This is a genomic window from Rhizobiaceae bacterium, assembly GCA_023953845.1.
Taxonomy (GTDB): Bacteria; Pseudomonadota; Alphaproteobacteria; order Rhizobiales; family Rhizobiaceae; genus Arvimicrobium.
Genome location: JAMLJC010000001.1, coordinates 594,503 through 612,733 on the forward strand (window position 1 = coordinate 594,503; position 18,231 = coordinate 612,733).

Annotated in this window: 19 protein-coding genes; 10 read left to right on the top strand and 9 right to left on the bottom strand. The window is 64.6% G+C overall.

Annotation, left to right across the window (positions count from 1 at the left end):
- Nucleotides 1–2 precede the first annotated feature (2 nt).
- The 4 genes from M9955_02965 to M9955_02980 form a co-directional block, all read right to left on the bottom strand.
- Nucleotides 3–763 (bottom strand): IS5 family transposase gene (locus M9955_02965; GenBank protein ID MCO5080602.1). Its coding sequence is split into 2 segments (ribosomal slippage): nt 3–436 and nt 436–763, totalling 762 coding nucleotides; the frame shifts between segments, so codons are not numbered across the junction.
- Nucleotides 764–873: 110 nt separating this feature from the next.
- The gene (locus M9955_02970; GenBank protein ID MCO5080603.1) at nt 874–4,086 is read right to left on the bottom strand and encodes an efflux RND transporter permease subunit; all 3,213 of its coding nucleotides are present in this window, start codon (nt 4,084–4,086) and stop codon (nt 874–876) included.
- A complete protein-coding gene (locus M9955_02975; protein MCO5080604.1) occupies nt 4,083–5,045 on the bottom strand; it encodes an efflux RND transporter periplasmic adaptor subunit in 963 nt (320 codons plus the stop codon). The genes M9955_02970 and M9955_02975 overlap by 4 nt, the downstream gene beginning before the upstream one ends.
- An 11-nt stretch (nt 5,046–5,056) precedes the next feature.
- Nucleotides 5,057–5,257, bottom strand: coding sequence for a DUF2892 domain-containing protein (locus M9955_02980; GenBank protein ID MCO5080605.1), 201 nt, complete (start codon nt 5,255–5,257; stop codon nt 5,057–5,059).
- A 206-nt stretch (nt 5,258–5,463) separates the two neighbouring features.
- Between M9955_02980 and M9955_02985 the strand changes: the two genes are divergently transcribed.
- Nucleotides 5,464–5,799: a metalloregulator ArsR/SmtB family transcription factor gene (locus M9955_02985; protein MCO5080606.1), complete on the top strand. Its 336-nt coding sequence runs from the start codon at nt 5,464–5,466 to the stop codon at nt 5,797–5,799.
- 3 nt (nt 5,800–5,802) lie between these two features.
- Here M9955_02985 and M9955_02990 read toward each other — a convergent pair whose 3' ends face one another.
- Both M9955_02990 and M9955_02995 read right to left on the bottom strand, forming a co-directional pair.
- Nucleotides 5,803–6,387 (bottom strand): amino acid synthesis family protein, encoded by a 585-nt coding sequence (locus M9955_02990; GenBank protein ID MCO5080607.1) that lies wholly within the window; start codon nt 6,385–6,387, stop codon nt 5,803–5,805.
- Entirely contained in the window at nt 6,384–6,974 is a 591-nt protein-coding gene (locus tag M9955_02995) for an amino acid synthesis family protein (GenBank protein MCO5080608.1), read from the bottom strand. The genes M9955_02990 and M9955_02995 overlap by 4 nt, the downstream gene beginning before the upstream one ends.
- Before the next feature lie 380 nt (nt 6,975–7,354).
- On the opposite strand from M9955_02995, the gene M9955_03000 reads away from it, so the two are divergent.
- From M9955_03000 to M9955_03020, 5 genes are read left to right on the top strand one after another with little or no spacing between them, the layout of a single operon-like run.
- Nucleotides 7,355–8,494 (top strand): substrate-binding protein, encoded by a 1,140-nt coding sequence (locus M9955_03000; protein MCO5080609.1) that lies wholly within the window; start codon nt 7,355–7,357, stop codon nt 8,492–8,494.
- Nucleotides 8,495–8,509: 15 nt separating this feature from the next.
- Nucleotides 8,510–9,253 carry an ABC transporter ATP-binding protein gene (locus M9955_03005; GenBank protein ID MCO5080610.1) on the top strand — a complete coding sequence of 248 codons (744 nt, stop codon included), beginning with the start codon at nt 8,510–8,512 and terminating at the stop codon, nt 9,251–9,253.
- Entirely contained in the window at nt 9,246–9,950 is a 705-nt protein-coding gene (locus M9955_03010) for an ABC transporter ATP-binding protein (GenBank protein MCO5080611.1), read from the top strand. Before M9955_03005 ends, M9955_03010 begins: the two co-directional genes overlap by 8 nt.
- Nucleotides 9,951–9,955: 5 nt before the next feature.
- The gene (locus tag M9955_03015; GenBank protein ID MCO5080612.1) at nt 9,956–10,813 is read left to right on the top strand and encodes a branched-chain amino acid ABC transporter permease; all 858 of its coding nucleotides are present in this window, start codon (nt 9,956–9,958) and stop codon (nt 10,811–10,813) included.
- Nucleotides 10,810–11,775: a branched-chain amino acid ABC transporter permease gene (locus tag M9955_03020; GenBank protein MCO5080613.1), complete on the top strand. Its 966-nt coding sequence runs from the start codon at nt 10,810–10,812 to the stop codon at nt 11,773–11,775. The genes M9955_03015 and M9955_03020 overlap by 4 nt, the downstream gene beginning before the upstream one ends.
- A 31-nt stretch (nt 11,776–11,806) precedes the next feature.
- On the opposite strand, the gene M9955_03025 is transcribed toward M9955_03020, so the two are convergent.
- Both M9955_03025 and M9955_03030 read right to left on the bottom strand, forming a co-directional pair.
- Entirely contained in the window at nt 11,807–12,625 is an 819-nt protein-coding gene (locus M9955_03025; GenBank protein MCO5080614.1) for an SDR family oxidoreductase, read from the bottom strand.
- Nucleotides 12,625–13,479 (bottom strand): NAD(P)-dependent oxidoreductase, encoded by an 855-nt coding sequence (locus M9955_03030; GenBank protein ID MCO5080615.1) that lies wholly within the window; start codon nt 13,477–13,479, stop codon nt 12,625–12,627. The genes M9955_03025 and M9955_03030 overlap by 1 nt, the downstream gene beginning before the upstream one ends.
- Before the next feature lie 210 nt (nt 13,480–13,689).
- Here M9955_03030 and M9955_03035 point away from each other — a divergent pair, with 210 nt between their 5' ends.
- From M9955_03035 to M9955_03050, 4 genes are all read left to right on the top strand, one after another.
- The gene (locus tag M9955_03035; protein MCO5080616.1) at nt 13,690–14,292 is read left to right on the top strand and encodes a cysteine hydrolase; all 603 of its coding nucleotides are present in this window, start codon (nt 13,690–13,692) and stop codon (nt 14,290–14,292) included.
- 44 nt (nt 14,293–14,336) lie between these two features.
- Nucleotides 14,337–14,918, top strand: a complete 582-nt coding sequence (locus M9955_03040) for a MarR family transcriptional regulator (protein ID MCO5080617.1) — start codon at nt 14,337–14,339, stop codon at nt 14,916–14,918.
- Between the two features lie 14 nt (nt 14,919–14,932).
- Nucleotides 14,933–16,135 (top strand): amidohydrolase family protein, encoded by a 1,203-nt coding sequence (locus M9955_03045; GenBank protein MCO5080618.1) that lies wholly within the window; start codon nt 14,933–14,935, stop codon nt 16,133–16,135.
- 111 nt (nt 16,136–16,246) lie between these two features.
- On the top strand, nt 16,247–16,801 hold the full coding sequence (locus M9955_03050) for a hypothetical protein (GenBank protein MCO5080619.1): 555 nt from the start codon (nt 16,247–16,249) through the stop codon (nt 16,799–16,801).
- A gap of 11 nt (nt 16,802–16,812) precedes the next feature.
- On the opposite strand, the gene solA is transcribed toward M9955_03050, so the two are convergent.
- A complete protein-coding gene (gene solA / locus M9955_03055; GenBank protein MCO5080620.1) occupies nt 16,813–17,976 on the bottom strand; it encodes an N-methyl-L-tryptophan oxidase in 1,164 nt (387 codons plus the stop codon).
- Nucleotides 17,977–18,231: the final 255 nt, after the last annotated feature.

Below are 18,231 nucleotides of genomic sequence, written 5' to 3' on the forward strand. Positions count from 1 at the left end.
AACTATCTGATCCAAATAGCTATGGCTGCGATGAGGACGAAGCCTCGGAAGTTTGCGAGGAGCTTGTCGTATCGCGTTGCGACGCGGCGGAACTGCTTGAGTTTGGCAAAGAAGCGCTCAATGAGGTTTCGTTCCTTGTAGATGCGCCAGTCGCAAGCGTGAGGACGCCTTCGTTCGGGCCTTGGCGGAATGACGGGGATAGCTCCAGCATCGAGAATGATGTCGTGGAAGGCCTCGGCGTCATAGGCGCGGTCGGCGATGACGTGGCGAGGTTTAAGGCCTTCCAGCAGGTCCTTGCCGTAGATCACATCGCCTCGGTGGCCCGGCGAGAGCACGAAGCGCACCGGCAGGCCGAGCGCATCGACGGCGGCATGGATCTTGGTTCCTAGCCCGCCGCGTGAACGGCCAAGACCCTGGGCGTCCGCTCCCCCCTTTTCCGCCGTGCCCCGGCGGCTTGGGGCTGTGCGCGGATGGAGGTGGAATCGATCGCGACCCAATCGAGGTCGGCTTCTTTGGCCAGTGCCTCGAACAGCTTTTCGAGCACACCCATCTCGATCCAGCGGTAGTAACGCCGCTTGGCTGTCTGATAGTTGCCATAACGCTCGGGTAGATCACGCCAGCGTCCACCCGAGCGGGCCATCCAGATCAAAGCGTCGACAAAGCGCCGGTTGTTGGTGCGTGGACCACGTCGACCCTTGCGACCACCCGGCACAAACGGCTCAATCCGCAGCCACTGTTCATTGCTCAGCCCATCCACATCCATGACTGACCTCCAAAAGCCAGAATGGAATCTGATTTGCGACTTAACTGGAATCCCTAAATCGTCACTACAGCCTAGAGCATTTCCTGTGAACCTCGGTCACAGGAAATGCTCTAGCTGCGCAGCACCCGGTAGATGGCCGGAATCACGAGAACCGTCAGCAGCGTCGACGATGCCAGGCCGAACAGCAGCGAGATCGCCAGCCCCTGGAAGATCGGATCGGTCAGGATGACCGCCGCGCCGATCATCGCCGCGAGCGCGGTCAGCAGGATCGGCTTGAAGCGGATCGATCCCGCTTCGATCAATATGTCGGTCAGCGTGCGCCCCTCCATGGATGCGTGACGGATGAAGTCCACCAGCAGGATCGAGTTGCGCACGATGATGCCGGCCAGGGCGATGAAGCCGATCATGGACGTCGCCGAAAATGGCGCGCCGAACAGCCAGTGCCCGCCGAGAATGCCGATGAAAGTCAGCGGGATCGGCGTCAGGATGACGAGCGGGATCTTGAACGAACCGAACTGCGCCACCACCAGTATGTAGATGGCGAGCAGCGCGACGATGAACGCACCGCCCATATCCCTGAACGTCACCCACGTCACTTCCCATTCGCCGTCCCACAGCAGCGTCGAGACCCTGTCGTCCGCCGGCTGGCCGTGCAGTGCGATCGCGGGCTTGGGCAAACCGGTCCAGTCCTGCGCGTCGAGCGCCTGCTGGACCGCGAGCATGCCGTAGAGCGGCGCCTCATAGTGGCCCGCAAGTTCGGCCGTCACCATTTCGGCCGCACGGCCATTGTGACGGAAGATCGGGTAGGACGACTGTTCCGTCACCAACCGCACAACATCGCCCAGTTCCACCACACCCCTGTCGCCCGGAAGGACGTTGGCGGGAATGGGCGTCGTCAACAAATCTTCCGTGATGCGCCGGTCGGCCTTGGGCCGTTCCAGCACGATCGGGACGGGCTGACGTCCCTCGCCGCGATGCGAGTAGCCGATGGTCGTGCTGCCGTTGAGGATGGCCAGCGTATCGAAAACGTCGCTCTCGTCGACCTTGAAGAAATCGAGGTCGTCGGTGGAGACCGTCGCCCGCAGGCGCCGCGCCGCCACGCCGTAGGAATTGTCGACATCCACGATGAACGGCACCGAGCGGAAGGCCGCCTCGACCTTTTCGGCGACGCCGCGGCGCGTGGCGGCGTGCGGACCATAAATTTCCGCGAGCAGCGTCGCCATCACCGGCGGTCCGGGCGGCGGCTCGACCACCTTGAGACTGGTGCCGGCGGGGACCGGAAGCGACTTGATGCGCTCGCGGATGTCCAGCGCGATCTGGTGACTCGACCGGCCGCGCTCCGATTTGGGCAGGAGATTCAGCGCCACTTCGCCCATGTTCGGGTCCGCACGGTAATAGGCATGACGGACCAACCCGTTGAAATTGAAAGGTGCGGCAGTACCCGCATAGGTCTGGACCGACCGGACCTCGTCCATCTGGGTGACGATCCGGGCAATGTCCTGAGCTACGGCATCCGTCGCCTCGATCGACAAGCCTTCAGGCAGATCGACGGTGATCGAAAGCTCGGACTTGTTATCGAAGGGCAGCAGTTTGACGGTTACGTCCTTCGTGTAGAAGAGGCCGAGCGAGCCAAGGGTCAGGACACCGACGGCGAGCAGGAACAGCCAGCTCGACAGCTTCGAAGCGAGGATGGGGCGCGCGACAGCGGCATAGACGCGTCCCAGCATGCCTCCATGCGCATGGTCGTCATGCGTGGTGGCCGGCATCCTGCCCGCCGTCTTGAGCATCAGCCACGGCGTGACGGTGACAGCGACGAAAAACGAGAAGATCATCGCGGCCGACGCATTTGCGGGGATGGGGCTCATATAAGGCCCCATCATGCCGGACACGAAGAGCATGGGCAGCAACGCGGCGACCACCGTCAGCGTCGCGACGATGGTCGGATTGCCGACCTCGGCGACCGCCGCGACGGCGGCGTCCCTACGGCTCGTTCCGCCGCGCATGCCCCAATGCCGGGCGATATTCTCGATGACCACGATCGCGTCATCGACGAGGATGCCGATCGAGAAGATCAGCGCGAACAGCGAGACCCGGTTCAGCGTATAGCCCATCACCCAGGACGCAAAGAGCGTCAGCAGGATCGTCACCGGTATGACGACCGCCACCACGATCGCCTCGCGGCGGCCGATCGCAAGCCACACCAGCGCGATGATCGACAGGGTGGCGAGGCCGAGATGGTAAAGCAGTTCGTTGGCCTTCTCGTTCGCGGTCTCGCCATAGTCGCGTGTGACCTCCACGACGACGTCAGCCGGCACGAGTGGTCCCCGCAGTTCCTCCACCCTGTGGAGAATCTGTTCGGCCACCGTCACCGCGTTGGAGCCGGCGCGCTTGGCGATCGCCAGCGTGACGGCCGGCACGCGGACCGGACCGGCTTCTCCTCCGGTGACAGTGGAAGCAAGGGTCTCCCCGGGCTCCGTGACGAAATCCACGGTGGCGACGTCGCGGACATAGACAGGGCGCCCGTCGCGCGTCGTCACCAGCAGGTTGCCGATCTCGGCAGGCGTCTTCAAAGTTTCGCCTGCGACCAGCATCACCTGCTCGCCTCCGTCCCGGACACGCCCCGCCGGAAAGGCGCGATTGGCGCCCCGCACCTTGGCCGCCAGTTGCTGCAAAGTGACGCCGCTCAGGGCGAGTTTGGCCGGATCGGCCGCGATGCGGATGCGCTCCTGGACCTCGCCGACCAGATAGGTCAGTCCGACATTGTCGATCTTGACCAGTTCCGTCCGCAGTTCACGCGCGATCCGTGTCAGCGCGCCGGCGTCGATGGCCGGCATCGCATCCGGCTTCGGCGTCAGCGTGAGCGAGACGATCGCCACGTCGTCTATGCCCCGGCCGACGATCTGCGGTTCGGGTACGCCGACCGGGATGCGGTCCATGTTCGCCCGCACCTTGTCATGCACGCGCAGGACGGCGGCGTCGGCCGAAGTGCCGACGAGGAAACGGGCGGTGACCAGAACGCCGTCATCCCGGGTCTGCGAATAGACATGCTCGACCCCGTCGATGCCCTTCACGATCGTCTCGAGCGGTTCGGCAATCAGCTTGACGGCATCGTCGGCGCGCAGGCCGTCGGCGCGCACGCGAATGTCGACCATCGGCACGGAGATCTGCGGCTCCTCCTCGCGCGGCAGCGAGACGAGCGCGATCAAACCGAAGGCAAGGGCTGCAATGAGGAAGAGCGGCGTCAGCGGCGACGAGATGAAGATGCGCGTCAGCCCGCCCGCTATGCCCAGAGCGGTTTTCCCTGCCGGTGTCGGTGTCGTCATGGCGTGACCACCATGTCGCCGGTCGTCAGGCCGGTGACGATCTCGACCATCGGCACGCCGTCATGTTCGATCCTTTCGCCGATGACGACTGCGCGATCGACCGTCGCTTCGCCTTCGGCCACCTGCACGTAATCCAGGCCGAACCAGCTGCTGACCGCAGCCGCGGGCACCAGGAGCGCGTCACGCTCCCCGACCGGCAATTCGACCAGCACGCGCGCATTCACGAACGCCGTATCGAGCCCCGGCACATCGACATCGGCCACCACGCGGCCGTTCTCGATCTGCGGATAAAGCTTCGCCAGGCGGCCCGTCATCTCGCCGCCATCCGTCGTCACCCGTATCGCGGCGCCCTCTTCCAGGCCGGTTGCATGACGCTCGGGCACGGCGAGGCGAAGATAGAAGCCGCCGCTGCCGATGGTGGCGACCGCTTCGCCAGCCATGACCACGCCGCCGCGCGTCAACGGCGTCGTGAGCACTTTCCCGGCAAGCGGCGCAAGCACGTCCCCTTCGGCCTGCTGTTGCAGGACGACGGCCTTCTGCGCCTCTGTGGCGGCGATCTGGTTGCGGGTCACCTCGACGTCGGTGCGCAACTGCTCCAGACGCTGAGCCGTAATGACGCCCTTGTCCACCAGCGCCTGTCCGCGCGCAAGCTCGGTCTCGGCCCGGTTGAGCTGGGCTTTCAGCGCCGCCAGTTGCGCATCGATCGCAGCCACCTGGAAGGCGAGCTTGTCGTCGCTGATGATCGCGATCTTCTGACCGCTTTCGACCGCATCGCCCTCGCCGACCATGAGCTGGACGACCGTGCCGCCGATACGGGCCCGCGCCGGAACGAGGTCCCGGGCCTCGACCTGACCGTAGACCGCCTTCCACTCCGTGGTCCGGACGGGTGCAATCTCAATCGTGCCGGCGACCGCCGCATCGGCGGCGAAGGTTGCGGCCAGGACAAGGAAGAAGCGCACCTTCCGTCTCCTCAGAATGCGCAACCCGGCTTGATGCCAAGCTTGCGGAAGACGAGCGCCGCCGGACAGAAGCCGGTCACCGACGATTGCAGCAGGTTCAGTCCGATGAACACGGTCAGCCAGACGAAGAGCGGCGATACCCAAAGGGAGAGCGCGACGGATGCGAGCACCATGCATCCGGCGAAGGCGAGAACTGTACGGTCGAGCGTCATCACAAATTCCTTTCATATGATGATGTGTTCATGTATAGGGATGCTCCATGAAATGCAAGAGCAATCGTCGTGCGTCGATGTGTGGAAAGTGCCCGTCAGACGCAGGCAGACCCCGGTTCGATTGTAGCCGCCGGAATGGAATGACCGTCGGGCGCCCTTGACGCGCTCCGGTCGGAAGCCGACTCTTATGAAAAGTCCATCAGATGATGATGCGAAAGATGCTAGCTATTGACACCGAGAAACTGGACGCCAATGCGCGCGACGCGGCCGCCCTCCTCGCCGCGATGGCGAACGAGAACAGGCTTCGGATCATGTGTCGCCTGCTGGAAGGCGAAGTGAGCGTCAACGATCTCGCGGCGCAGGTCGGGATGAGCCAGTCGGCCATTTCGCAGCAGTTGAGCAAGCTGCGCGCCCTGAAACTGGTGGACACGCGACGCAAGGCCAAGCAAATCTACTATCACCTCGCGTCGCCGGAGGTGCAGCGCATCCTGGAAACCTTGCACGGCATCTACTGCATGCCGTCTCCCGCCGAAGACGGCTGACGATCAGTTGAGGCCGTCCTCGCCCTTGACGTCTTCCTTCCGCAGCCCGCCGACGCGGGGGAGCGGTCGCCCCGAATCCGTGAGCCCTACCGCCACGACGATTTCGTCGGCGCGCGGCGCGTCTGGGATGCGCACTTCAATGCCGTCGAAATGGCTGCGCACCTTGGCTGCATCCTTGTGGCCGAGCGGCAGGTCGAAAGGCGACCCCGGGCCGCAACGTTTCTTCGAGGACGGGATGAGCGCGGCGCCCTTGCCCAGCAGGCGACGGACAGGCGCGCCGAGACGGGGGTGCAGAAGCGCGGCGGCATGCTCAAGTTCACCGTCTTCGCCCACGGCTGCGGCCTTGCCGAAACTCTCCACGCGATCGCCGGGGATACCGAGCGCCGCGATCGCACGCGCGGTAAGCAGTTCGCCGAGCTCCTCGCCGATCTCCATGAGCGGCGTGAGATCCTCGACGTAACGTCTCGCGAACGGGTTGCTGATGACGGCGGCCGCGACCGCGCGGCGGGTCGGCGGCGAGATCGCCTTGCCCGCCTCCATGGCGGTTTCCTCGACGAAGGTGACGATGCGGCGGACGGGAGCCTTCATCTCAGTCCGTCCTTGCCGCTGACCTGGGAAGCCTCAAGGCCGCCGGAGCGGGAATGGACGCGTGCGCCGGTGGTCATGGCGAGGACCAGCAGCATCTCGTTCGCGCGGGGCGCATCGGGAATTCCGACCTCGATCGCATCGAAGTGACTGCGGACATAGGAAGCGTTGGTGTGGGTGATCGGGATGTCGATACGCGTGCCCGGCCCGCCGACCTTCTTCGTCGACGGCACGATCGCGCGGCTGCGCTCTTCCCCCAGCAGCTCGCGCATGGCGTACCCGCCGGGGTTGTGCCAGAGCGCGCCGTGCTCCAGTTCGCCGGCTGTGCCGACGATGGCGCCTTTCCCATAGCCCTCGACGCGCGCCGGATCGCCGCCGAGAGCATCCAGCAGACGGCGGGCCATCATGGCGCCCAGTGGCTTCAGGTCCGCCATGAACGGCTGGATGTCCTCGACATAACGTCCGGCGAAGGGATTGGTGGTCACCGCCAGCACGGCTGCGCGCCGTGGCGGCACGGCGGCGGCGGGCCCGCCCTCGTGGAAGATCTCCTCAACCTGAACAAGGATTTTCCGGATCTGGATCTCGGCCACGGGCCCCTCCTTCCGCTCACATCAAATTGCAGTTCGTATGATTGGTAACGATCTGGAGCGCGAATGCAAGCCGCACCGCGCATCGTCGCCACGAGGAACGACGCGTTCCGCGATCAACCCGGCGGGACCCTCATGAAAAGCGGATGGAAAGGCAGGGTCGCAGTCGTTCGAACCTCACCGCCGCACCGATCTCGGGCAATCGCCGGGGCGGCTTAAAAATATGTTGACTGTTTGTATTCGCATGAAATGATCCGATAGCCGTCCATGACGGCCCACCCTGCGGGTGGCGGCATTCAAAACGACAAGAGGGAATAGCCATGAACCGGAACGGAAAAGTGACACTTGGTGGTCTGGCGTCACGTCGACGCTTCCTCGGCGGAATGGGCGCCGTGGTACTCGCGCCCCTCGCTGCGCCGATGATCGCGCGAGCCCAGGCTTCGACTTTCAAATTGGGCGTCCTGCTGCCCTTCTCGGGCGGGCTCGAGCTTTTCGCCGAGCAGGGGATGCAGGGCGTCCAGATGGCCGTGGACGAATATAACGTCGACGGCGGCGTGCTGGGCCGCCAGATCGAGATCGTGCAGGCTGACGACAAGACCGACCCGCGCACCGCCGTGGAACGTGCAACCCAGCTCATCCGGCGCGATCAGGTCAACGCGATCGTCGGGCCCGTCACCAGCGCCAACCGCGATGCCATCAAGTCGACCATCGAGCGCGGAGAAACGCCGCTGCTTTACGCCACCGACTACGAGGGCGGCGTCTGCAGCCCGTGGATCGCGTGCTATTCGGCCGTGCCTGCCCACTTCGTGGAGCCGCTGATCCCGTTCCTCGCGGAGACCAAGGGCGCCAAGAAGATCTATCTCTTCGGAGCCGATTATACGTGGCCGCAGAAGATGAACGCGGCGATCCGTGCGAAGATCGAGGCCACCGGCGGATCTGTCGCGGGCGAGGAATACACGCCCTTCGGAACGAAGGATTTTGCGCCTACGCTGCGCAAGATCGAGGAATCCGGCGCCGACTTCATCATCCTCACCCTGCCGGGCGCCGATGGCGTGACGTTCGTCAAGCAGATGGCGAGTTCCGGCCTGAAGAGCAAGGTCGGCATCTCGTTCCTCGGCTTCAACGAAAATTACCTGCCGGGCTTCAGCGGCGACGAGGCCGAGGGCATCATCGCCCCGCTGCCGTTCATGCAGGGGCTGGATCGTCCGGAGGCGAAGGAATTCGTGGCCAAGCAGCTGGCGAAATATGGCGAGAAAGCCAAAGTCACCTACTACGCGGATTCACACTACAATCTGACCCGCTTCTACCTGAACGCGGTGAAGAAGGCGAACACCGACGACAAGAAGGCCGTCATGGCGGCATTGCCGGGCCAGTCGCTGATGTCCGGCAACGGCGAAGTGACGTTGCGCGCCGGCGATCTTCACGTAGACCTGAACATTCTGATCGCTTCGGTTCAGGGCGGAGCGCTTGCGATGGAAAAATACATCGGCAAGGTGACGGCTCCGGACCAGTGCACGCTCTAGGATGACTCGGCAAGCATGTTCCTGACAGTCAGGGAACTCAAGAAGAGCTTCGGCGGCATCCACGCCCTTCAGGGCGTCAGCTTCGGGCTGGGTGCCGCCGAGATCAAATGCATCATCGGTCCGAATGGCTGCGGCAAGAGCACGCTGTTCAATGTGCTGACGGGCGTACTGGCCCCCGACAGCGGGACCGCCGAGCTGGAAGGTGTCCGCATCAGCGGCCTGCCGGCGCATCGGATCAGCCGCATGGGCATCGGACGCAAGTTCCAGGTGCCGGGGGTGCTGGCCGACCTGACGGTGATGGAGCATATGGAGATCGCGCTGGTCGCGCGCGAGACGGACGGGCGTCTCTGGCGTGCGCTTGGCTGGGGCGGCGACCGCGCCGCCGTGCTGGCGCGGCTTGAAAGCGCCGGATTGGCGGACTACGCGGATCAGGTCGCCTCGCAACTGCCGCACGGCATAAAGCAGAGGCTGGAGATCGCGGTGCTCGTGGCCCGCGGAGCGCGGCTCCTGCTCCTTGACGAGCCGACGGCGGGCATGACCGCCGCCGAGACGCAGGCGACCATCGATCTCATCCGCCGCATCAATCGCGAGACCGATACCGCCATCCTCGTCATCGAACATGACATGGCGTTCGTGCGCGGGCTCGCCTGCCCGCTGATCGTCATGATGCGTGGCCAGGTGCTGCACGAAGGCACATATGACGAGGTGCGCGCCGATCCGCAGGTGCGCGCGGCCTATCTGGGGGATCGCCATGCTTGAGATCGAGAAGCTCGTCTCAGGCTACGGCAAGGGCGCGTCGGTGCTGAAGGGCATCGATCTGCGGGCGGAACGCGGCGATCGTCTGGCGATCATGGGACGGAACGGCATGGGCAAGACCCTGCTGGCGAAGACCCTGATGGGCCTGGTCCGCCCGTCGGCGGGCAAGATCCGCTTCGACGGCGCCGAGATCGGCGGACTGCCCGCCCACCGGATCAGCAATATGGGCATGGCCTATGTGCCGCAGGGCCGCGAGATCTTCGCCGACTTCACCGTGCTGGAGAACCTGCGCATGGGCGTCATCGGCAAGCCCGGCCTCGGCATGGACCACCTGGACCGTATCTATGGCTGGTTCCCGATCCTGAAGGAGCGCGAGAACCAGCGGGCGGGCACCATGTCCGGCGGCCAGATGCAGCAGCTCGCCATCGCACGCGCTCTCATCGGCAGGCCGAAACTCCTTCTGCTCGACGAACCGTCCGAGGGCATCCAGCCCAACATCGTGCACGAGATCGCCGAGAAGCTGCGGATGATCTGCGCCGAGGAAGGGCTGACCGTCGTGGTGATCGAACAGAACTTCGACATGGTGGAAATCCTGGCCGAACGCGTGGCCTTCATCGAGAACGGAAAGATCACCGGCGAGGTGCCCGTGGCGCGGCTTTCCGCCGATCCCGACCTGATCACGCATCATATGGGGCTTTGAGGGCGATGGGCGGTTTTCTGGCACTGGCGCTGGATGCTTTGAACTACACCTCGGTCCTGCTTCTCGTCTCGATCGGGCTGGTGATCGTTTTCGGCATGATGCAGGTGATCAACCTCGCGCATGGCGAGTTCTTCCTCGTCGGCGCCTATGCCGTGCTGGTGCTGCAGGGTCTCGGCGTGCCGTTCTGGCTGACGCTTCCCCTCGCCTTCATCGTCGGCGGGCTTTTCGGATTGATCTGCGACGCGGCGATCCTGCGCTTCATCTACGACCGGCCGACCGACACCATTCTTGCGACCTGGGGCCTGTCGCTGGCGATAAGGCAGGCGATCGTCATCGTGTTCGGGCCGAATTCCCAGCAGGTGGTGGCGCCGCTGACCGAACCCGTGAATTTCCTTGGAATCTCCTACTCTTCATACCGGCTGGCGATCATCGCCATTGCCATCGCCGTCGCCGTGGTGGTCTTCCTGATCCTCTATCGCACGGCCTTCGGCCTCGCCGCCCGCGCGGCGATGGCAAACCGGCCGATGGCGCAATGCCTCGGCATCAACACGCGGCGTCTGGACCGCGTGACCTTCAGCCTCGGCGCAGCACTGGCCGGCTTCTCCGGCGCGGTCATGGCCCCGCTGATGAGCGTCGATCCACAAATGGGCATGGGCTTCGTGCTGCCGGCCTTCCTGTCGATCCTCGTCGGCGGCGTGGGCAGCCCGGCCGGCGCCATATGGGGTTCGGTCGTCATCGGCGGCTCGACCACGGTCGCCGCCTCATGGTGGACGCCAGTCATCGCTCAGATCATCGTCTTCTCGCTGGCGGTGGCGGTCATCCGCTTCCTTCCGGCCGGTCTCTCGGGGCTTCGTCGCAGATGAACATCCGGCTTCTTCTCACGCTCGCGGTCTGGCTCGTCCTGGGGCTGATGCCTTTCATGCTCGGCCTTTGGGAACTGGCCATGATGAGCCAGCTTCTGATCTATGGCATCGCGGCGCTAAGCCTCTCATTCATCTGGGGCGAGGTGGGGCTGGTCTGCTTCGGACAGGCCCTGTTTTTCGGGACGGGCGCCTATGTGATGGCGCTGACGGCCAAGGGCATGATTCCCGGCCTGCCTGAATCGGCGTGGCTTGGGCTCCTGCTCGGCATTGTGGGCGGAGCGCTGGCCGGGGCTCTCGTTGGGGCGGCGCTGTTCTTCGGCAAGGGACTAAGGACGGCCTATTTCGGCATCGTCACCATTGCCGCAGCGGTCATCGCCGAGCGGCTGACGACGAACTGGCGCTATATTGGCGGCTTCAACGGTCTTCTCGACGTGCCGCCCCTGACGCTGCCGGGAGCAATCGACAGCGCCGATCCGCTCGCTGGCTACGTTCTCGTTCTCGGTTTCGCGGTGCTGTCATGGCTTCTGCTGCTTGCCTTGCAGCGTGCGCCTTTCGGCACGATCCTGCGCGGCATACGCTGCGACGAGCGCCGCATGCAGAGTCTCGGCTTCTCGGTCCCTGTCTACAAGATCGTGGCGCTTGCGATCTCCGGCGGCGTCGCCGGCCTCGCGGGAGGCCTCTTTTCGCTGCAATTCTCCTTCGTCTCGCCAGCGGTGATCGGCCTCGCCATGTCGACCGAAATCCTGATCTGGGCGGCGGTCGGAGGCAAGGCGGTGCTGCTGGCAGCCTTCATCGGCGCACTGGCCGTGAAATGGGTCGAGGGCGTACTGTCGGAAACCATCGGCGCCTACTGGCTTCTGGTTATCGGGCTCGCTTTCGTGGCAGTGATCGTCATTTTCCCGCAAGGCTTGTTGGGGCGGCTGCTGGATCTCCGCCTGCCCCGGCGGCTGCGACGCACCTGAAGCGATTCGCCCTCCAGGGCGTGCAGTCCTGTCACGCCGGACTATTGCGAAGATGCCACGGAAATGCGGGCGCAGCAGGAGCGTTGGCCCATGACTGGAGCGTCTGTCCGCCGTCGATCAGCCAGTCCACGCCGGTAATATGGCGCGCTTCGTCCGAAGCGAGGAAAGCCACGGCGGCAGCGACATCTTCCGGCTGACCGATGCGGCGAAGCGGGATGCGGTCGGCGAAACGGCGCACGCTCTCCAGATAGCCTTGCCGGTCGGCGGCGGGCACGCCGAGCGAGGTTTCGACGACGCCAGGGCAGATGGCGTTCACCCGGATGCCATATCCGGCAAGGTCGAGCGCCGCCGAGCGGGTCAGCCCCGTAACCGCGTGTTTGCTGGCGATGTAGCCGGGGCTCCTTGACAGCACGTCCCACCCAGCCATGGAAGACCCCATATTGACGATGGAGCCGGGGCGTCCGCCCGCGATCATCGCACGGGCCGCCAGCCTCAGCACAAGGAACTGGCTGCGCAGATTGGTGCGGATCACATGGTCCCAATCGTCCGGAGAAATCTCGTGAACCGGGCTGACCGGACCCGATATGCCCGCATTGTTGAAAACCACGTCAAGCTGCCCGAATGCCTCCAGCACGGCTTCGACCGCCGCCCTCGCCCCGGCCTCCTCGGCCACATCCGCGCCGACCCCGACCCCGTCATTCAGCGTCGCGGCGAGTTCCGCGGCGCGTTCGTCGTTCAGGTCGGCCAATACGACGCGCGCGCCTTCAGCCGAAAAACGTTGCGCCGTCGCCCAGCCGATCGACCCTGCGCCGCCCGTCACCAGGACGGCCTTGCCCTCGAAGCGCTTCATCATATTTTCTCCGGCTCTGGATATTCGCGCCAGCCATGGCGCGGACGAAACCCGAGTTCACGTCTCGCCAATCCGGTGTCGATCAGCCCGGCATGGCCGCCAAGCGCGCCGCGCATTTCCGGCGCGTCCCCGAATGCCTCTGCCACCAGTTCCCGGCTTGGATGCTCGGAATAGCTGTCATCGGCGGATATATAGCATCGCAGATGACCGTGACCCTGCCACGTCAGGGCGGAGGCGAAGGCAGCGCCGGCGTCGCGGGCATCGAGATAGGCCCAGAGATCGGCCGCGGCGGCGGCCGTCTGCCGCCGCCGGCCGATATCCCGGTAGAAGGTTTCCGGTGTCTGCAACCACGGCATGCGCAGGCTGACGGCGCGGAACGCGCCCTGCCGCACCATCGCGTCCACAAGTTCCTCGCCGAGCCACTTGGTCGTGCCGTAAATATCCTGCGCGGCCACCGGATGGGTTTCGTCGAGCGGCAGGAAACGCGGAATTGGCAGAGCCGGCGCGAAGGGATAGCCTAGCACGCTGAACGAAGAGGCGTAGACAAAGAGCTTCGCGCCGCCAAGGCGGGCACCCTCCGCCGCGCTGTAGACGGTCGCCATGTTCACCCGGTAGATTTCGACGGCCGCCGTGCCCGTTGGGCGCGGGATGGCGGCGCAGTGGAGCACCGCGTCGGCGCCGGAAAACAGCTGGACAGACGCGCCGAGATCGGCGAGGTCCGCCGAGATCGTCTCCCAGCCTCCGGCTGGCTGGGGCGCACGGTCGATCCCGAGCACTGAGTGCCCGGCGGAAACGCAGGCGGCAGCCACGTGACGCCCCAGAAGACCGGCTGCGCCGGTGACAACGACCTTCATTCCGCTACTCCGTACCGACCCTGCCGCATTTTCGTTTGTCATCCAACAATACCTTGCCCAGACACACACCGGAAGGCGGCGAATTATCCCATATTATCGAAGCATTCTCTTGACTTTGCGCTGCTCGTCAATCCTTATGAATACAAACAATATCGATGATGGAAAGAGGCTCCTATGGACGTTTTCTCATCACATCGCCTGGCAGGAGGCATGGTTCTCGATCCCGCTACGGTAGCGGTGGTGGTGGTCGACATGGTCAACGATTTCTGCAAGCCGGGCGGCCTGATGGTTCTGCCCGGATATGAGCGGCTCGTGCCGCCCCAGCTTCAGGTGATCGAGGCCGCGCGGGAGCATGGCGTGCCGGTAATCTGGGTGCATGACGCGCACCGGGCCAACGTCCGCCAGGACCGGGAGTGGCTGAAGCGGACGCCGCATTGCGTGGAGAACACCTGGGGAGTCGAGATCATTGAGGATCTTGGGGCGAAGCCGGAAGAGATCCATGTCATCAAGCGCCGTTACTCGGCCTTCTTCCAGACGGACCTCGACCTGACGCTGAAGGATATGGGCGTCCGGCAACTGGTGGTCTTCGGCGTCGTGACCAATATCTGCGTCCGCTCCACGGTGCATGACGCCTTCTTCAACGGCTATGAGGTCGTGGTTCCGCAGGACTGCTGCGCGGCGACCGGACCGCGCGAACAGGAAAGCTCGCTCTACGACATCGCCACGCATTTCGGCACGGTCAGCGACGCAGCGACAGTCGCGGCGGCCCTGGCCGGAGCGGGCACGATCCAGGCCATCGAGATCCCGGCCTGAAGGCCGCCGGATATCGGATATGACCGACCTGAGCACAAGGGATGATGACGATGGCAGCGAAGCCCGAGAAAAGTCGCGGCCGCGTCCGCAGCATGACCGGTTTGTCCCGCGAGGAAGCGATCGTCCAGTTCGCCCGCAGCGGTTATGATCTCGACGTGCATCCCGCGCATCTCGTTCGCCGCGTGCATCAGCGCGCGACGCAACACTTCCAGCAGGTCATGGACGGCGACAATGTTTCGCCGGCTCAATTCGGGGCTTTGGCAACCATCCTCAAGCATGGCGCGATCTCCCAGAACCATCTCGGGCGGCTGACCTCCATGGACCCTTCCACCATCCTTGTCGTGGTCAGGAATCTCATCTCCAACGGTCTCGTGCGGCGACTGAAATCCGAGACCGACCAGCGCCTGACGATCCTGACCCTGTCAGACAAGGGCCAGAGCTATACGCTGGAACGATTGAAGAAATCGGTCGAGGTCGGGAAGAGACTGCTGGCTCCGCTGAGCGCCGCCGAGCAGGCGGTCTTCATGTCGCTGCTTGCCCGGCTTTGCGAGGAGGAACCGGGCGAAGCCACGGTGGTGCAGGAAGATTCATCGCGGCGCAACGGCGCCGCTGCCGCACCGATCTGACGGGAGTACGACAAATGGCGCACGAAGAAGCGTCGGCTTCGGCCGCAGGGCGGATTATTGTCCAGAATATCGGATTGATGCTCAGCGGCGACCTTTCGAAGCCGCTGCTCGAGGCCGATTCGATTCTGGTGGAAGATGGTCTGATCCGAGCTGTCGGACGGTCGGCCGACATGCCGGCTCCGGTCTCCGGCGAGGTCGTTATCGATGCGCAGAATTCGGCCGTGTGCCCCGGACTGATCGACAATCACATGCATCCCGTCGCAGGCGACTGGACGCCGCGCCAGAACCAGATGGGCTGGATGGAAAGCTCGGTGCATGGCGGCGTCACCACCATGATCTCCGCCGGCGAAGCGCATTATCCCAACCGCCCACGCGATGTGGTCGGCGTGAAGGCGCTCGGCATCGCCGCCCAGCGCAGTTTCTCCGGCTTCCGGCCGCTCGGCATGAAGATCATCGCCGGGGCTCCGGTGCTGGAACCGGGCATGACGGAAGCCGACTTCAAGGAACTGGCCGAAGCCGGCGTCACCCTCATCGGCGAAGTCGGCCTCGGCGGCGTCAAGGACGGACCGACCGGGCGCCGGATGATCGCCTGGGCGCGCAAATACGGCATGACCTCGATGACGCACACCGGAGGCCCGTCCATTCCGGGCTCCGGACGTATCGGCGCTGAGGTGGTGCTTGAAGTGGACGCCGACGTCGTCGCGCACGTCAATGGAGGTCCCACGGCGCTGCCGGACGAGGAGATCCGCCGCATCTGCGAGGAAGGAACGCGCGCGCTGGAGATCGTGCACAACGGCAATCTGCGCACGGGCCTGATGGTGCTGGAGATAGCGCGGCAGCGGAACGAGATGCGCCGGGTCCTGCTCGGAACCGACGGCCCTGCTGGGTCCGGCGTGCAGCCGCTCGGAATACTGCGCACCATCGCCCATCTCGCCTCGCTGTCCGAGGTCGCCCCGGAGGTGATCTTCTGCTTCGCGACGGGCAACACGGCGCGCGTCCGCAACCTGTCCGACCGTGGCGTCATCGAGGTTGGCCGCGCGGCCGATCTCGTTTTCCTGGATGCGGCCGAAGCCAGTGCGGGCGACGGCCTGCTGGACTGTCTGCGGCTGGGCAATCTGCCCGGCATCGGCATGGTGATGATCGATGGCGTCATCCGCACCGGGCGCAGCCGCAACACGCCGCCAGCGCGCAGGGTTCCGGTCCAGTCGGCGGCCTGAACCACGAGTGCCGGCGATCTTCACATTTGCGGCGGGTTGCCTTATGCGATCTGCCATTCAGATCTGGACGCTGCCGCATAGCCACACCAAAGCAAGCCAAAGCAACAACCGATGTCTCTTTCCTCCTTTGACTGGCACGCAACCGAAGCGTCGCCCGAAATCGTCGCTCTTGCCGAAACGGAAAAGAAGCGCGCAGGGCGCGTCACCAACATGAAAGGCGTCCTGCTGCATTCGGCTCCGGCGTTCCGCCTGTTTTCCGCGGTGCTTCCACTGAAGGAGAGCCTGCGTGCGCGCCTCGGCGCCCGCGCGGTCGACATCTTCTCGCTGGCGATCTCGGAAGACTCGCACTGCCTGCTCTGCTCGCTCTATTTCCGCCGGGCGCTGAAGAGTTATGGCGTCGATCCCGATGGCTACCAGCCGACCGAGGACGAGGCGGCGCTGATCGAGATCGCGCACCGCATCGGCGCGCATGAGGACGCCCATCGCGCCGCGCCGCCGGAAGCGCTGAAGCTGCTCGAGGCGAAGTACGGCGCGGCGACGGTGGTCGAGATCGTCGCCTACGGCGCGGCAATGCTGGCGACGAACAGGCTGAACACGACGCTGGGCATTCCCATCGACGACGATCTCGTCGCGACGGCCGACGCGGTCGAAGCGACCGCTGCCTGACAGGCGCCCGCCTACCCCTCCGGCAGGTTCCAGACACCCGGCATCGCAAGGCCCGGACGCCCGAACCGGAAGGCCCCGATGTCGGCGGGCGTGGAGCCGTCGACCAGCAGTTCCGACAGCGTACGTCCGATCACGGAGGCGAACTTGAAGGCATGCGTGGCGCCCACGACGCACACGCAGTTCGGATGGCCGGGAATCCGGTCGAGCACGAAATCGCCGTCCGGCGTATGCGTAAGCAGGCATGTCTTCGTGTAAAGGGTCGGGCCGGCGGCGCGCGGGATATGGTCGGCGAGGAAACGCAGCACGTCCGTTTCGTTCTTTGCGTCCGGCTCGAAACTGCGCCAATCCGGATCGACCGGCCGGAAACGGTCCTTGGCGATCTTGACGCCGGGCGCTCCATAGACCGGAAAACCATAATAGTTGTCATGGATCATCCAGATCCACACCGGGAAGCGCTCCGGCGTGAATTCCTGAAGGTTCGGGCTGTCGACATAGGTGACCTGTTCATGCGTCACGAGCAGCGGCAGCTCGACGCCGAAATGCGCCAGCAGCCGGTTCGTCCATGGGCCGCCCGCAAGCACGATCTTCTCTGCGGAGATGGTGCGCCCGCCCGCCATGATCCGGTATCCGCCGTTCTCCTGCCTGATCTCGGTCACTGGCGCGTTGTCGAGGAAGGTCGCTCCGTTGCGGCGCGCCAGACGACGATGGACGTCATTCGCCTTGATGGCTCCCACGAGCCCGCCGTCGGGCTGGTACACGGCATGGATTTCGTCGTCGAACCTGAATTGTGGGAAACGTCGGCGGATGGCGCCCGCATCGAGTATTTCATACGGCACATCGCACGCCGTCATGCTCTCATTGTAGGCGGCTTCATCGAGTGTCGTCTGCTGCGGCCAGAAATTCAGTTCGCCCGTCTTGACCACGACCTGCTCGCCGGCGTCCTTCTCGACCGCATCCCATGCCTCGTAGGCCTGCTGGGCGAACCGCACATACGGCACGGTGTGATAGGTGAGGCGGATGATGCGGGAATGGTCCTGCGACTCGCCCCGCACATGCCCGATCTCGAACTGCTCTATGCCGAGCACGTCGGCGCCTGCCCGCCGCGACAGCCAGTAGCAGGCGGCGCTGCCGAGCCCACCCAGTCCCAGAACGACATAGGTATAGCTGTCCTTCATGGCGCAACCTTCCACTCGCAGAAATTCCAAATATCACAACAATGATCCGGAATGCGATACAATTTGCCTTTCATTCTGCCGCCATCGGGATAAAGTCGTCGCCGGAACAAGTCGCGTCCGGCCTTGTCCATCCTGCTCTGCGGAAGGCGCGGTGATCAGCCGCCCGACGATCCGTGTGAAAAGCCGGGGCCGGGCTGGCGGAATGAGGCGGTCGGGCGCGGCTTGTTCCCGGCGACGCCGCAGCGACCGGTCGCT